Annotated in this window: 16 protein-coding genes; 6 read left to right on the top strand and 10 right to left on the bottom strand. The window is 75.2% G+C overall.

Annotated features, from left to right (window positions below; translation table 11 throughout):
* Positions 1-80: 80 nt before the first annotated feature.
* The gene (locus CLV72_RS33550) at positions 81-1559 is read right to left on the bottom strand and encodes an FAD-dependent monooxygenase (protein ID WP_106239516.1); all 1479 of its coding nucleotides are present in this window, start codon (positions 1557-1559) and stop codon (positions 81-83) included.
* 98 nt (positions 1560-1657) lie between these two features.
* On the opposite strand from CLV72_RS33550, the gene CLV72_RS04250 reads away from it, so the two are divergent.
* Together CLV72_RS04250 and CLV72_RS04245 are read left to right on the top strand one after the other, a co-directional pair.
* The gene (locus CLV72_RS04250) at positions 1658-2224 is read left to right on the top strand and encodes a TetR/AcrR family transcriptional regulator (RefSeq protein WP_106239512.1); all 567 of its coding nucleotides are present in this window, start codon (positions 1658-1660) and stop codon (positions 2222-2224) included.
* A gap of 140 nt (positions 2225-2364) precedes the next feature.
* On the top strand, positions 2365-2889 hold the full coding sequence (locus tag CLV72_RS04245) for a hypothetical protein (RefSeq protein WP_106239508.1): 525 nt from the start codon (positions 2365-2367) through the stop codon (positions 2887-2889).
* Here CLV72_RS04245 and CLV72_RS04240 read toward each other — a convergent pair.
* Positions 2867-3526, bottom strand: a complete 660-nt coding sequence (locus CLV72_RS04240) for a ThuA domain-containing protein (RefSeq protein WP_106239504.1) — start codon at positions 3524-3526, stop codon at positions 2867-2869. The two genes, CLV72_RS04245 and CLV72_RS04240, sit on opposite strands and share 23 nt — an antisense overlap.
* 82 nt (positions 3527-3608) lie before the next feature.
* The gene (locus CLV72_RS04235) at positions 3609-4466 is read right to left on the bottom strand and encodes an SMP-30/gluconolactonase/LRE family protein (RefSeq protein ID WP_106239500.1); all 858 of its coding nucleotides are present in this window, start codon (positions 4464-4466) and stop codon (positions 3609-3611) included.
* A gap of 185 nt (positions 4467-4651) precedes the next feature.
* Between CLV72_RS04235 and CLV72_RS04230 the strand changes: the two genes are divergently transcribed.
* The 3 genes from CLV72_RS04230 (at position 4652) to CLV72_RS04220 (ending at position 6872) form a co-directional block, all read left to right on the top strand.
* Positions 4652-5503, top strand: coding sequence for a metallophosphoesterase family protein (locus tag CLV72_RS04230; RefSeq protein WP_106239497.1), 852 nt, complete (start codon positions 4652-4654; stop codon positions 5501-5503).
* Positions 5500-6201: a 4'-phosphopantetheinyl transferase family protein gene (locus tag CLV72_RS04225; protein ID WP_106239494.1), complete on the top strand. Its 702-nt coding sequence runs from the start codon at positions 5500-5502 to the stop codon at positions 6199-6201. Before CLV72_RS04230 ends, CLV72_RS04225 begins: the two co-directional genes overlap by 4 nt.
* Positions 6202-6317: 116 nt before the next feature.
* Complete coding sequence (locus CLV72_RS04220; RefSeq protein WP_106239490.1) at positions 6318-6872, top strand: hypothetical protein; 555 nt, start codon at positions 6318-6320, stop codon at positions 6870-6872.
* On the opposite strand, the gene CLV72_RS04215 is transcribed toward CLV72_RS04220, so the two are convergent.
* Complete coding sequence (locus tag CLV72_RS04215; RefSeq protein ID WP_106239486.1) at positions 6869-7471, bottom strand: P-loop nucleotide/nucleoside kinase family protein; 603 nt, start codon at positions 7469-7471, stop codon at positions 6869-6871. The two genes, CLV72_RS04220 and CLV72_RS04215, sit on opposite strands and share 4 nt — an antisense overlap.
* Before the next feature lie 59 nt (positions 7472-7530).
* On the opposite strand from CLV72_RS04215, the gene CLV72_RS04210 reads away from it, so the two are divergent.
* Positions 7531-8058, top strand: a complete 528-nt coding sequence (locus tag CLV72_RS04210) for an SET domain-containing protein (RefSeq protein ID WP_146159330.1) — start codon at positions 7531-7533, stop codon at positions 8056-8058.
* Between the two features lie 168 nt (positions 8059-8226).
* Here CLV72_RS04210 and CLV72_RS04205 read toward each other — a convergent pair whose 3' ends face one another.
* The 6 genes from CLV72_RS04205 to mtlA all read right to left on the bottom strand — a co-directional run bounded on the left by CLV72_RS04205 (position 8227) and on the right by mtlA (position 12802).
* Entirely contained in the window at positions 8227-9102 is an 876-nt protein-coding gene (locus CLV72_RS04205; RefSeq protein WP_106239478.1) for a TIGR03619 family F420-dependent LLM class oxidoreductase, read from the bottom strand.
* Positions 9103-9353: 251 nt separating this feature from the next.
* Positions 9354-9635, bottom strand: a complete 282-nt coding sequence (locus tag CLV72_RS04200) for an HPr family phosphocarrier protein (RefSeq protein WP_106239475.1) — start codon at positions 9633-9635, stop codon at positions 9354-9356.
* Between the two features lie 22 nt (positions 9636-9657).
* The gene (locus tag CLV72_RS04195; protein ID WP_106239471.1) at positions 9658-10698 is read right to left on the bottom strand and encodes a zinc-dependent dehydrogenase; all 1041 of its coding nucleotides are present in this window, start codon (positions 10696-10698) and stop codon (positions 9658-9660) included.
* A gap of 58 nt (positions 10699-10756) precedes the next feature.
* The gene (locus CLV72_RS04190) at positions 10757-11209 is read right to left on the bottom strand and encodes a PTS mannitol transporter subunit IIA (protein WP_211302680.1); all 453 of its coding nucleotides are present in this window, start codon (positions 11207-11209) and stop codon (positions 10757-10759) included.
* Positions 11199-11507 (bottom strand): PTS sugar transporter subunit IIBC family protein, encoded by a 309-nt coding sequence (locus tag CLV72_RS04185; protein ID WP_106239467.1) that lies wholly within the window; start codon positions 11505-11507, stop codon positions 11199-11201. Before CLV72_RS04185 ends, CLV72_RS04190 begins: the two co-directional genes overlap by 11 nt.
* Entirely contained in the window at positions 11504-12802 is a 1299-nt protein-coding gene (mtlA, locus tag CLV72_RS04180) for a mannitol-specific PTS transporter subunit IIC (protein WP_146159329.1), read from the bottom strand. The genes CLV72_RS04185 and mtlA overlap by 4 nt, the downstream gene beginning before the upstream one ends.
* Positions 12803-12911 lie beyond the last annotated feature (109 nt).

The raw sequence follows: 12911 nt of genomic DNA, 5'->3' as shown, positions 1-12911 counted from the left end.
CCGAGGTCCGGGCCCGCCGCCCGAACCGCACGCCGTACCGTACACCATACGGCAGGAGTGGAACGCCGGACGGCGCGCGGTCATTCCCGCGCCCGACCGCCGGAGTCCGCCGCCCCGGCCGAGGCGCCGCACCAGGCGGCCAGCCCGGCGCGCAGCCCGGCGCGGTCGCCCGCCCTCCCGGCCCAGGCCGTGTAGCCGTCCGGGCGGACCAGGATCCAGTCGCCGCCCGCGGTCGCGGCGGTGACGACGCGGTCGTCCCAGCCGCGCACCGCCGCGTCGAGTTCGGCCGGGTCCGGGCCCAGCAGGACGAACCGGACGGCGCGCAGGACCTCGTACAAGCGGCCGCCCCCGGCCAGCGGCACGTCAGGGGCGCGCCTGCCGACGGCCGGGTGGGCGCCGCGCGGCGCGGGGTAGCGCGTGCCGATGCCCGAGACCAACTCGGCCAGCCGGCGGTGCGCCGGGGACAGGTTGAGCACCGTCTCGATCGCCCGGTTGCGCACCGCGCGCACGGCCGGCGAGGGGATGGTGATCGAGCGCAGCAGCGCGCCGCTGCCGCGCAGTACCGCGCGGCCGACGGGGTGCCGCTCGTCGTGGTAGCTGTCGAGCAGGCCCGTCGGGGCCTGCCCGCGGACGGTGGCGGCCAGCTTCCAGCCCAGGTTGGCGGCGTCCTGGATACCGATGTTCATGCCCTGGCCGCCGGCCGGCGAGTGGCAGTGGGCGGCGTCGCCGGCCAGCAGCACCCTCCCGACCCGGTAGTGCGGGACCTGGCGCTCGTCGCTGTGGAAGCGCGAGATCCACCGGGGCTCGCGCATGCCCAGGTCGGTGCCGAGCACATCGCGTACGGAGACGCGGACCTGCTCGAAGTCCAGCGGCGCGTCGTCGGCGGGCTGGTTGTCCCGGTCCCAGGTGATCACGCGGTACCAGCCGTCACCGAAGGGCGCGATGAAGACCAGCCCGGCCTGGTTGCCGTCGAGCAGCACCGGCGCGGCGGGCGGCTCAGGCAGCCGCACGTCGGCGAGCATCAGCGACCTGATCGCGGAGCGGCCGGGGAAGGGCAGGCCGAGCGCGGAGCGCACCGTGCTGTGCACGCCGTCGGTGCCCGCCAGATAACCGGTCTCCCAGGTCTCCTCCTTGCCCTCGGCGGTGCGCACCCGGACCCGTACGCCGTCGCCGTCCTGGTCGAGGCCGGTCACCTCGGCCCCGGACACGATCGGGACGCCGAGTCCGCGCACCCAACGCTCCAGCAGGGCCTCGGTCTGGTACTGCGGCGTGATGAGCAGGTAGTTGTAGCGGCTCTTCACCAGGCTCAGGCGGGCGTTCACGGAGCCGAACAGCCGCGGCCCCGGCACATGCGCGCCGGTGGCCGCCAGTTCGTCGCCCATCCCCCGCATGTCCAGGTACTCCAGGGTGCGGGCGTGCACCGCGAAGGCGCGGGTGAGGTTGGACTCGGCCGTGCGCCGCTCCAGGACCGCGCAGGACACCCCGGCGGCGGCCAGCTCCCCCGCCAGGGCCAGCCCGGTCGGGCCGGCTCCGACGATCAGTACGTCAGTGGAGATCATCCCCGCCTCCAAAGTCAACAAGCGTTGGTCAACAACTGTTGGCAACACTAGGAGCGCCGGATTCTGATGTCAACACGCGTTGGCCTACACTCGTTGGCATGGACTCCGACCAGCGGCCCCGCCGCTCCGACGCCACCCGGGCCGCGATCCTGGCCGCCGCCCGCGAGCGCTTCGCCGCCGAGGGCTACGAGCGCGCCACCATCCGCGCCATCGCCGCCGACGCCTCGATCGACCCCTCGATGGTGATGCGCTACTTCGGCAGCAAGGAGAAGCTCTTCGCGCTGGCCGCCGAGTTCGACCTGCGCCTGCCCGACCTCACCGCCGTACCGCGCGAGGAGCTGGGCCGCGCCCTGGTCACCGCGTTCGTCCGGCGCTGGGAGGACGACGAGAGCCTGATGGCGCTGCTGCGCGCCGGGGCCACCAACCCGGCCGCGGCCGAGCGGATGCGCGGCATCTTCGCCGGCCAGGTCGCGCCCGTCGCCGTGCGCGTCTGCCCCGACCCGGCCGAGGCGCCGCTGCGCGCCGGACTGTGCGCCACCCAGATCCTCGGCCTGGCGCTGTGCCGCTACGTGCTGCGGATGCCGCCGGTGGTCGCCATGTCCAGTGCCGAGATCATCGACTGGGTCGGACCCACCCTCCAGCGCTACATCACCGGCGAACTCTGAGCCGCCCGCACGTGTCCGTCGCGGAGGGGCCCCGGACGCGAGTGATCGGTCAGGCCGCCGCGCGCCGGGCGGCCGCTGGACTACGCTGAGTGACCAGTTGGCCGTACACATATGAGACACGTATGAGAGCGGTGTGCCACGTGGCCCGAGCGCCGGCCTTCCGCGCCCCCCTCGCTCCCCACCGCACCGTCGACGGCTTCGCCCGGCGCGTGGTGACCCGCTGCGCACCCGGCGAGGCGCCGTACTACGAGCGGCTGCGCGACGTCTTCCTCGCCCGGCGCGGCCCCCTGCCCCCGGTGCCGGCACCGCGGCCGAGCGCCGCCGGCGGCATCGCCGTCGGCCTGGTCACCGGGGTGCTCCTCGCCGTGCTCGACGACCTGGTCACCCGCTCGGCGGCCGGCGCCGGCCGCCCGCCGTGGCGGCGCGCCCTGGCCCGCGCCCGCCGCGCCCTGCGCCTGGCCGACGGCACCCGCCCCGACACGCCGCTGCCCGAACTCACCCCCGCGCAGGGCGCCACCCTGGCCGCGACCGCGGCGGCCCACGCCCTCGCCTCCGGCCTGCCCGAGGAGTGCGCCGCCGCCCTGGCCGACGCGGTGCTGGCCGAGCTGGGCGGGGCGGCGGCCGACCGCCGCTACGGCGAGGTCAGACCCGCGCCGCCCAGGTGATACCGCCGATGAGGTGGGCGCGGAAGGCGTCGTCGGCGTAGACCTCCTCGGTGTGGCCCAGCGAGGTGTAGAAGGCATTGGCCGCCCCGACCTGGTGGCACCAGGCGACGGGGTGCGCGGCGCCCAGGCCCATCCGGGCGCCGGTGTAGCCGGCCTCGTCCGCGGTGAGCAGCATCCGGACCCGCGGGGTGGGGTCGTCCAGGAAGTCGTACCACTCGTCGGTGAGGGTCCAGGCCGGGCCGAGGTGCGCGGTGGCGGGGTGGCCGGCGTCGGCGACGGCGACCGTTGCGGGCTGGAGTTCGGGGTGGCGGTCGAAGCGGGCGCCGACCAGCTCGCCGAAGAACGGCCAGTCCGGTTCGGCGTTGCTTGCGGCGTGCACGCCCGCGAAGCCGCCGCCCGCGTCCACGAAGGCGCGCAGCGCGGCCCGCTGGTCGTCGTCCAAGACCTCGCCGGTGTTGCTGAGGAAGACGACGGCGCGGTGGTGGGCCAGTTCACCGGCGGTGAACGCGGCCGCGTCCTCGGTGGCGACGGCCTCCAGGCCCGCCCGCGCCGCCAGCTCGGCGATCGCGGCCACCCCGGCCGGGATGGAGTCGTGGCGGTAGCCGGCCGTCTTGGAGAAGACCAGGATCCGGGTCATGTCCGCCGTCCTTCCCGGCCGGCGCGGCCGGTCGCGTGCCGTCTTGACGTCCCCGCCACCGTACGGCACCCACGCCCGGCGCTCAGCCCGCGAACTCGTGCACCCGCGCGCCGCGCACGCCCGGGCGCGCCAGGAACAAGGCGCCGGCGGCCGGCTGGTGGGCCGGGTCGATGTCCTCGCGCGAGGTGGTGATGTACAGCTCGTCCAAATCGGGCCCGCCGAAGGCGCAGGCGGTGGGGCGGCTCACCGGCAGCGGGACCACCGCGTCCAGGGAGCCGTCCGGGCCGTAGCGGTGCACGGCCGCGCCGTCCCACAGCGCCACCCACACCCCGCCCTCGGCGTCCAGGCAGAGGCCGTCGGGTGCGCCGATCTCGGCGGGCACGGCGGTGAACGGGCGGCGGTCGCGCAGCTCGCCGTCGCCGTCGACGTCGAAGACGTCGACCCGCTGGGTGGGGGTGTCGATGTAGTAGGCGCGGTCGCCCTCGGGCGTCCAGGCCAGGCCGTTGGAGATGGTGATCCCGGTCAGCACGGTGGCGGTGGAGCCGTCGGGATCCAGCCGGTACAGCGCGCCCCGGCCCGGCGCGGTGTCGTAGGCCATCGAGCCGCAGTAGAAGCGCCCGCGCGGGTCGCAGCCGCCCTCGTTCATCCGCACCGAGGGGTCCGCCCACAGCTCCGGCAGCCGCCGCGGCTCCTGGGAACCGGGGTCCAGCAGCGCGAAGCCGCGCTCGACGGCCAGCACATGACCGCCGCCCGCCCGGGGGCGCAGCGCCGCCGCCACCTCGCCGACGTGCAGCCGCTCCGGCGCGCCGCCGCCGGTCGGCAGGGTGAGCACGTCGCCGGCCAGCATGTCCATCCAGCGCAGCCGCCCGTCGGCCGGGCACCACACGGGTCCCTCCCCGTGGTAGGCCACCGGCGCGGTGATCTGCTCGGCCACGGTCATCGACGCCCTCCTCCGCTACGGCCGCGCCCCTGCGCACCGGCCCTGGGCAAGCCAACCACGGACCGGCCCCCCGCACCACGCCGGACGCGGCCCTGGCGGCGCTAGCATGTGACGCGGGCGAGCCGGAGAGGGGCGGGCATGGGGCTGGATCGCGGTACGGCGCGGCGCGTGGCGGGCGGCCGCCGGTGAGCGGGGGCTCCCTGCTCGCCGTCAGCGACCTCCACGTCGGCCACAAGGGCAACCGCCCGATCACCGAGAGCCTGCGGCCCAAGTCGCCCGACGACTGGCTGCTGGTGGCCGGCGACGTCGGCGAGCTGACCACCGACATCGAGTGGGCGCTGGGGCTGCTGGCCGAGCGCTTCGCCCGGGTGGTGTGGGCGCCGGGCAACCACGAGCTGTGGACGCCCTCCCGCGACCCCGTGCCGCTGCGCGGCGAGGCGCGGTACCGCCACCTGGTCGAAATGTGCCGGCGGCTCGGCGTGCTCACCCCCGAGGACCCCTATCCGGTGTGGGAGGGCGCGGGCGGGCCGGTGCGGGTGGTGCCGCTGTTCACCCTCTACGACTACAGCTTCCGTCCCGAGGGCGCCGCCACCAAGGAGGAGGCGCTGGCCGTCGCGCACGGCACCGGGGTGGTGTGCACCGACGAGTACCTGCTGCACCCCGACCCCCACCCCACCCGCGACGACTGGTGCCGCGCCCGGGTGGCCGAGACGGCCCGGCGGCTGGACGAGCTGGACGACGGCCTGCCCACCGTGCTGGTCAACCACTATCCGCTGGTGCGGGAGCCCACCCGCATCCTGCGCTACCCGGAGTTCGCCCAGTGGTGCGGCACCGAGCTGACCGCCGACTGGCACCTGCGCTACCGGGCCGCCGCCGTCGTCTACGGCCATCTGCACATCCCGAGGTCCACCGTCCACGACGGCGTGCCCTTCGAGGAGGTCTCGATCGGCTACCCCCGCGAGTGGGAGGCGCGCGGGCACCCCAAGGGCCTGCTGCGCACCATCCTGCCGGCCCGCGTCCACGCGGAGTGGACGTGATCGAGGAGCTGCTGCCCGGCGAGGTGGCCTGCGCCGAGAGCTTCGACGACCCGCCCGAGGCGGTGCTGCTGCCCGAGGAGGAGCCGGAGGTGGCGCGCGCCGTCGACAAGCGGCGCCGCGAGTTCACCACCGGCCGCCACTGCGCCCGGCTTGCGCTGGCCAAGCTGTCCGTGCCGCCCGTGCCGCTGCCGCGCGGCGAGCGCGGGGCGCCGGTGTGGCCCGAGGGCATCGCCGGCAGCATCACCCACTGCGCCGGCTACCGGGGGGCGGTGGCCGCCCGCACCGCCGAGGTGCGCTCGGTGGGGATCGACGCCGAGCCGAACGGCCCGCTGCCCGAGGGCGTGCTCGACGCGGTGTCGCTGCCCGAGGAGCGCGACTGGATCGGTGCGCTCGACCCCGGGGCGACCGGGGTGCACTGGGACCGGCTGCTGTTCAGCGCCAAGGAGTCGGTGTACAAGGCGTGGTACCCGCTGGCCCGGCGCTTCCTCGGCTTCGCCGAGGCCCGGATCACGGTGGACCCGCGGGCCGGCGCCTTCACGGCGCGGCTGCTGGTCCCCGGGCCGGTGGTCGACGGGGCGCCGCTGACCGGCTTCACCGGGCGCTGGCTGGTCCGCGGCGGGCTCGTCCTCACCGCGATCGCGCTGCCCGCCGCCGCGAACAATAATGATCAAGAAATGCGGACACCGGACAATTCATGATCGTTGTTCACCTTCTGGAAACGCTCAGGTAATCCGGTTCAGTCCGCGATAACAATCGGATACCGGCACCGCTCCCATCCTTTATGCCGCGCCGTTTTCGAGGCTTCATTGGTGGAGTGTGCCGCGCCCGCTCCGCCTGCCAGGACCCCTGCTCCCACCGCTCCGCCGCCGCGGAGGACGCCGGTGCGGCAGCCGACCACCAGCGCTTTCCCGTTTCCGGCGGCGCCCAGCCGCCCGCGCACCGTCCGGGCGGCCGGGTCAACCCGGAATTCACCGAACTCCGGAACCTGGTCCGCCAATACCTGAACCTGGCACCGGCCGCCGCACGCCCCGAACAGGCCGCCCCCGCACCACCGGACGATCCGGACGGGCCGTTCCTGTGGATCACCGGAATCTCCGCGGCCACCGGCCGCGAACTCGCCCGCTTCCTCACCGGCGTCGTCCACGGCGACGGCCGCGCGCTCATCCCGCGCGCCGAACTCGACAAACTGCGCGCCCTCGCCGCCACCGTCACCCCGCTCAGCCGCACCGGCGCCTACCTGGACTGCACCGTCACCTACCGCGGCGACACCTTCCGCGTCATCGACCCCAGCCCGCAACCCAGGGCACTGGGCGAGGCGGCGGCCCCTGACCGGCCGGCCCGGCTGAGCGCGGTCCCGGATCCGCTCTAGCCCGGTCGCGCGAACGGCGCCGCCAAGGCGTCGACCTGCTCGGCCGGCGGCGGGGCTCCCTGGGTGTTGTCGACGGCCAGGTGCGGGACGGGCGGCGGCTCGTCGGGGCGCATGCGCTGGACGAAGGCGTCGAAGGCGGCCAGCTTGCCGGCGTCGCGGGGCAGGCCGCGGGCGAGCAGGCGGGCGCGCAGGGTGGCGGGGTCGGAGCGGACCCAGACCAGCCGGACCGGCTCGCCGCCCAGTTCGGCCGTCCAGGCGCGCCAGCGTCCGGGCTCACGGATCTGGCCGGTGAACGGGGCGTCCAGCAGCACCGGGCAGCCGGCCGAGCGGATCCGGCGGGCGGCGGCGGTGAGCGCGCCGTACTCGTGCACCTTTACGTGGGCGTCGTACCACTCGCCCTCGCGCTCGCCGCCGGGGCGGCCGTGCGCGCGCAGGATCTCGGCGGCGAGGCCGCCGAAGAGGATGTCCTTGTCCAGCAGCGCCGGGACCGGCCTGAGCCGGGCCAGCAGCAGCGCGGCCACCGTGGACTTGCCCGCGCCCGGCGCTCCGGCCACCACCCACACCGGCGCGGCGGCGGCCTCCCGCGGCGTTCCGTCCATCCGCCCATTCTGCCCGGGCGGGCTTGCCGCGCCCGGCGCCGGGCGCCACGCTGGGCGCCATGATCGTCTCCAGCCGGATATCGCCGAAGGCGCGCAAGGGCGGGCCCAGCTCCATCGAGGGCCGTGGCCTGGTCGCCGTGGCGCCGATCGCCCGGGACGAGGTCGTCGCGATCAAGGGCGGCCATATCGTCAGCACAGCCGAACTCGGCGCGCTGCCCGAGCCCCTGCGGCAGTCGGAGGTCCAGATAGCGGACGGCTTCCACCTCGCCGCGGTGGCGGAGGAAGAGTACGAACCGGTGATGCTCTTCCTCAACCACTCCTGCGAGCCCAATGTCGGCTTCGCCGGGAACATCGTGCTGGTGGCCATGCGCGACGTGGAACCCGGTGAGGAGCTGGCCACCGACTACGCCCTGTTCGACGACTACGACGGCGCGATGGAGTGCCGCTGCGGCACGCCTTCGTGCCGGGGGGTGGTCGACGGCCGCGACTGGCGCCGCCCCGAACTCCAGCGCCGCTACGGCCCGTACTTCTCCTGGTACCTGCTCCGCCGCTTCTGGTCCCGGCCCGGCGGGCGGACCGCCGAGTGACCGGACGGACACCGTCGCCTACAGCCGCCGCTGGAACTCCGGGCGGGCGGAGCCCGGCACCCCGACCACCGGGGCCGGGACGCGCGAGCGCGCGATACCGGCGAGGAGTTCGGCCGCCGGGCGTCGATCACCCGCTTCGAGCGCTCGGCGCCGCCGTGAGCCGCGCGCTCAGCGGGCCGGCGCGGCCGCGACGGACTCGGGGACGAGCCGGCTGAGCGCGTCGAGCTGGTCCAGGTACTCGGCCAGCGAGCCGTGCACGACGCTCACCACCGCCACGTCCGCGCCCGCCGCGGCGCGCGCCTCCAGGGCGGTGCGGGCGCCCCGGGGGTCGCGCATCGGGTCCACCGGCGGCAGCACCGGCAGCACGACGGTGAAGCCGGGCGGGCGCTCCAGGCCGGTCAGCAGCCGGGCGAGTTCGGCGGGCGGCACGGTGAACGCGGGCATCCAGCCGTCGCCCAGCGCCAGCGCGCGCCGCAGTGAGCGCGGCCCGCCCGCGATCCACAGCGGCGGCCGCCGCCCGGAGCCCGACGGGTCCACCACCGCGCCGCCGAAGGCGTAGTGCTCGCCGCCGTGGTCGACGGGGCCGTCGGAGCCGAGCGCGGTGCGCAGGGCGCGCAGCGCGTCGTCGGCGCGGGCGCCCCGGCCGCGCGGCTGGGCGCCGAGCAGCTCCAGTTCGGCGGGGACGGCGCCCAGGCCGAGCCCGAGCACCACCCGGCCGCCGGTGAGCAGGTCCAGGGTGCCGTACCGCTTGGCGAGCGCCAGCGGGTGGTGGTTGCCCAGGCCGAGCGCGTAGGTGAGGAAGCGGATTCGCCCGGTGTGCGCGGCCAGGAAGCCGAAGGTCGGCGCCGGGTCGTAGAAGCGGGTGCCGTGCGCGGCCGTCCCGGCGGCCACCGCGATCCGCTCGCTGCAGGTGAGGTAGCCGAAGCCGAGCCGGTCGGCGGTGCGGGCGATCTCCACCAGCTCCCCGGGCCCCGCCTCGGCCTCCCAGGAGGCGTGCGCGCCGGGGATGAGGGTGACGACCGGGGTGTTCAGCGCGATCTCCATGGCCTGCCGCCTGCTCTCGTTCGATGGACGCCGAAGGACGCGAAGGCACCGCCCGCAAGGATACGGAGCAGCGACTCCGCTTGAACGATACGGATTGCGGACTCCGCTTGTCAACGCCGGCCGCGCCCAGGCCCCGGACAGCCGACCGGGCCGGTCCTGATGGGACCGGCCCGGGGGTGGGGCAGGCGGCCGCTGCGCGGCCGCCCGGGGAAGTCACGGCGGCCGGGCGGCGGCCGCCGCGACTCGACGGTTCAGGCGTCGAGCGGTTCGGCGTCGGGATCGGCGGCGAGCACCCGCGCCACGGCGGCCAGCGCCTCCTCGGCGCCCGCGCCCTCGGCGCTGATCTCGACGACGTCGCCGTAGCGGGCGCCCAGCGCCATCACGCCCAGCATGCTCGCCGCCCGCACCGGCTCGCCGCCGGGCCGGGCGATGAACACCTCCGCGGTCTGGGCGGCGGCCGCCTTGGCCAGCAGTCCGGCCGGGCGGGCGTGCAGCCCGACCCGCGCCCCGACGGTCACACGCCGCGTGGGCATCGCGCGCTCCTTCCGTTCCGGCTCACGGCTCGATCGTCACCTTGATCGACGCGCCGCTCGCCACCGTCTCGATGGCGTCCAGCACGCCGCTCAGCGGCATCCGGTGCGTGATCAGGTCACTCACCGGGACGGCACCGGACGCGATCAGGTCCAGCGCCCGCCGGTTGTGCTCGGGGCTGGAGCCGTTGGCGCCCAGGATGGTCAGCTCGCGGTAGTGCACCAGGTTGGAGTCGCAGGAGATGATCGGCGCGTCCTTGGGCAGTCCGCCGAAGAAGCTGATCCGGCCGCGCCGCGCCGCCATCTGGATCGCGTCCTCCTGCGCCTTGCCCGACGCCGCCGCCGTGACGACCACGTCGACGCCGCGCCCGCCGGTGAGCTTGCGCACCTCGTCCACGGCGTCGGACTCCGCGCCGCAGATCGCGGCGTCGGGGTCGACCACGCCCGCCGCCATGTCCAGGCGGGCGCGGTTCAGCTCCACCAGGTAGACCTTTGCCGCGCCCCGCGAGCGGGCCAGCCGCACGTGCAGGCAGCCGATCGGCCCGGCCCCCACCACCACGACGGTGTCGCCGTCGCCGACCCGGGCGAACTCCTGGCCGTTGAGCACGCAGGCCAGCGGCTCGGTGACCGAGGCCGACGCGAAGTCGACGCCGTCGGGGATCCGGTGCACCCCGTCGACGGCCAGCACCTTGGCCGGAACCACCATGTACTGGGCGAAGCCGCCGTCGTAGTGGTAGCCCATCGACTCCTGGTTGGGGCAGATGGTCTGCCAGCCGCGCCGGCAGTCGTCGCAGCGCCCGCACGGGATCGCCGCGATGACCTGCACCCGGTCGCCGACGGCCCAGTCCGACACGCCCTCGCCCAGCTCGGTGACCTCGCCCGCGATCTCGTGCCCGATCACTCGCGGCGGCGCGATGTGGTGGTGGCCGAAGCGGCTGATCTTGACGTCCGTGCCGCAGGTCGAGCAGTTGCGCACCCGCAGCTTCAGCTCGCCGGGCCCCGGCCGCGGCTCCGGCGCCTCCTCCAGCCGGATGTCCCCCGGCGCGTAGAAGCGTGCCACCTTCATGAGTCGATCCCTCCACCGTTCGCCTGTCTCAGGTCCTGGCCGCGCGCCGGGCGGGCCCTCACGAGGGCTCCACCCGCAGCACCGCCAGCACCGCCTCCGGGTCGGCCGCCTCGCGCAGCGACCGGGCCACGCCCGGTTCCAGCAGCGCGTTGGCCAGCGCCGCCAGCACGCCGACGTGCTCGTCGCCCGAGGCGGCGATCGCGACGCACAGCCGCACGTCGTTGCCGCCCCAGTCCACACCCGCCGGGAACTGCAGCACCGCGAGCGCGGTGCGCCGCACGTACGCGCGGCCCGCGTCGGTGCCGTGCGGGATCGCGATGCCCTCGCCGACGAAGGTGGACACCGAGCGCTCCCGCTCGTGCATGGTCGCCGGGTAGGGCTCCTCGACGGCGCCGATCTCCAGCAGCACCCGGCCGCACTGCGCGATGGCGTCGGCCTGGTCGGCCGCGCTCAGCCCGAGCCGGATCGCCTCCGCGGCCAGGACGCCCGGCCCGGTGGGCTCAGTCCGCAAGGGTGCCGCCGGACTTGATCGCGTTCTCCACCTTCGTGAAGACGGGGTCGCCGAGGAACATCTGGAAGCCGAGCACCACGGTGCCGGGCGCCGCCCGCCTGGCCCGGCTCACCAGGCTCTGCTGGCAGAGCACCAGGTCGGCGTCGCCGGGGATCCGGTCGACGGCGGTGTGCGACACCTCGACCCCGTACCCGCTCAGCTTCTTGGCCAGCTGCGAGGTGAGCATGACGCTGCTCCCCATGCCGGCGTCGCAGGCCACGATGAGCTTCTTGACCGCCGATCCGCTGATCTGGGTCATGTCCCTGCCTCCGTTTCGACGGGTGTGGTGGGCGCACCGCCGGAGGCGGTGCCGTCGGCGCGGTCCCGGGCCGCGCCCGCGCGGTCCCGGTCCGGATCCGGGCCGCCGCCCGGTTCCGCGTCCCGCGCCGGGGACGCTTCCGTGCCGCCGGGGCGGCTCTCGGACGCGGGGGCGTCCGTGTCTTCGGGGGTGCGCTCGGCGTCCTCGGGGTCGGCGCGGTCGCCGTCGTCGGCCCCGTCGGCGCCGTCATCCTTCTCGCCCCGCCCGAAGCCCATCAGCAGGCCGGCGACCAGGAAGGACACCACGGCCGAGACGACGATGCCGGCCAGGACCCCCAGGTAGCCGCCGCGCGGGGTCATGGCGAGGACGGCGAAGATGCTGCCGGGGGCCGGGGTGGCGGTGAGCCCGGCGCCGGTGACCATGAAGACGGCCACACCGCTGGCGCCGCCCGCGATCGCGGCCAGGATCAGCTTCGGCCGGGCCAGCACGTACGGGAAGTAGATCTCGTGGATGCCGCCGAGGAACTGGATCACCATCGCGCCCGGCACCGAGGCGCGCATCACCCGGGGGCCGAAGAGCAGGCAGGCGGCCAGGATGCCGAAGCCGGGGCCGGGGTTGGGCTCCAGCAGGAACTCGATGGCCCGGCCGTTCTCGGCGGCGTTGGCCACGCCGAGCGGGCCGAGCACCCCGTGGTTGATGGCGTTGTTGAGGAACAGCACCTTGGCCGGCTCGATGAGCACCGAGGCGAGCGGCAGCAGACTGGTGTCGACCAGCCACTGCACCCCAGCGCCGAGCACATTGGTCAGCGACTGGACCACGGGGCCGATGGCCAGCATGCCCAGGATCGCCATCAGGCCGCCGAGGATGCCGACGCTGAAGTTCTCCACCAGCATCTCGAAGCCCGAGCGCACCCGGGGCATCACCCAGCGGTCGAAGAGCTTGATCACGTAGCCGGCCAGCGGGCCGATGATCATCGCGCCGAGGAACATCGGCACCTCGGCGCCGACGACGATGCCGATGGTGGCGATCGCGCCGGCCACCGCGCCGCGCTGCTCGTGCACCAGCCGCCCGCCGGTGTAGCCGATCAGCACCGGGAGCAGGATCTGCACCATCGGGTCGACGAGGGTGGCGAGCTGCTCGTTGGGCAGCCAGCCGGCCGGGATGAACAGCGCGGTGATCAGGCCCCAGGCGATGAAGGCGCCGATGTTGGGCATCACCATGCCGGACAGGTAGCCGCCGAACCGCTGGACGGTGGCTCTCAGCTCGGCCCCTCGGGGCTGGACGTCGGTCGACACGGGGTTCACCTCCACGAGGTGTGCTGCCAGGGCCGGGGCTGGGGGGCGTCCGGCCGGTTCGGGTGGTTCGGGTTCGGGGTCGTGCGGTTCGGGGTGGACTCTGGTGGGC

The sequence above is a fragment of the Allonocardiopsis opalescens genome (assembly GCF_003002095.1).
In the GTDB taxonomy this organism is placed as follows: domain Bacteria; phylum Actinomycetota; class Actinomycetes; order Streptosporangiales; family Streptosporangiaceae; genus Allonocardiopsis; species Allonocardiopsis opalescens.
Note: the sequence above shows the minus strand (reverse complement) of the source record. Positions and strands in the feature narration are given on the sequence as shown.

Bases quoted from the DNA above. Each gene is read 5' to 3' on its own strand.
- CLV72_RS33550 (WP_106239516.1), bottom strand. From the start codon at position 1,559: ATGATCTCCACTGACGTACTGATCGTCGGAGCCGGCCCGACCGGGCTG.
- CLV72_RS04250 (WP_106239512.1), top strand. From the start codon at position 1,658: ATGGACTCCGACCAGCGGCCCCGCCGCTCCGACGCCACCCGGGCCGCG.
- CLV72_RS04240 (WP_106239504.1), bottom strand. From the start codon at position 3,526: ATGACCCGGATCCTGGTCTTCTCCAAGACGGCCGGCTACCGCCACGAC.
- CLV72_RS04235 (WP_106239500.1), bottom strand. From the start codon at position 4,466: ATGACCGTGGCCGAGCAGATCACCGCGCCGGTGGCCTACCACGGGGAG.
- CLV72_RS04215 (WP_106239486.1), bottom strand. From the start codon at position 7,471: ATGGACGGAACGCCGCGGGAGGCCGCCGCCGCGCCGGTGTGGGTGGTG.
- CLV72_RS04210 (WP_146159330.1), top strand. From the start codon at position 7,531: ATGATCGTCTCCAGCCGGATATCGCCGAAGGCGCGCAAGGGCGGGCCC.
- CLV72_RS04205 (WP_106239478.1), bottom strand. From the start codon at position 9,102: ATGGAGATCGCGCTGAACACCCCGGTCGTCACCCTCATCCCCGGCGCG.
- CLV72_RS04200 (WP_106239475.1), bottom strand. From the start codon at position 9,635: ATGCCCACGCGGCGTGTGACCGTCGGGGCGCGGGTCGGGCTGCACGCC.
- CLV72_RS04195 (WP_106239471.1), bottom strand. From the start codon at position 10,698: ATGAAGGTGGCACGCTTCTACGCGCCGGGGGACATCCGGCTGGAGGAG.
- CLV72_RS04185 (WP_106239467.1), bottom strand. From the start codon at position 11,507: ATGACCCAGATCAGCGGATCGGCGGTCAAGAAGCTCATCGTGGCCTGC.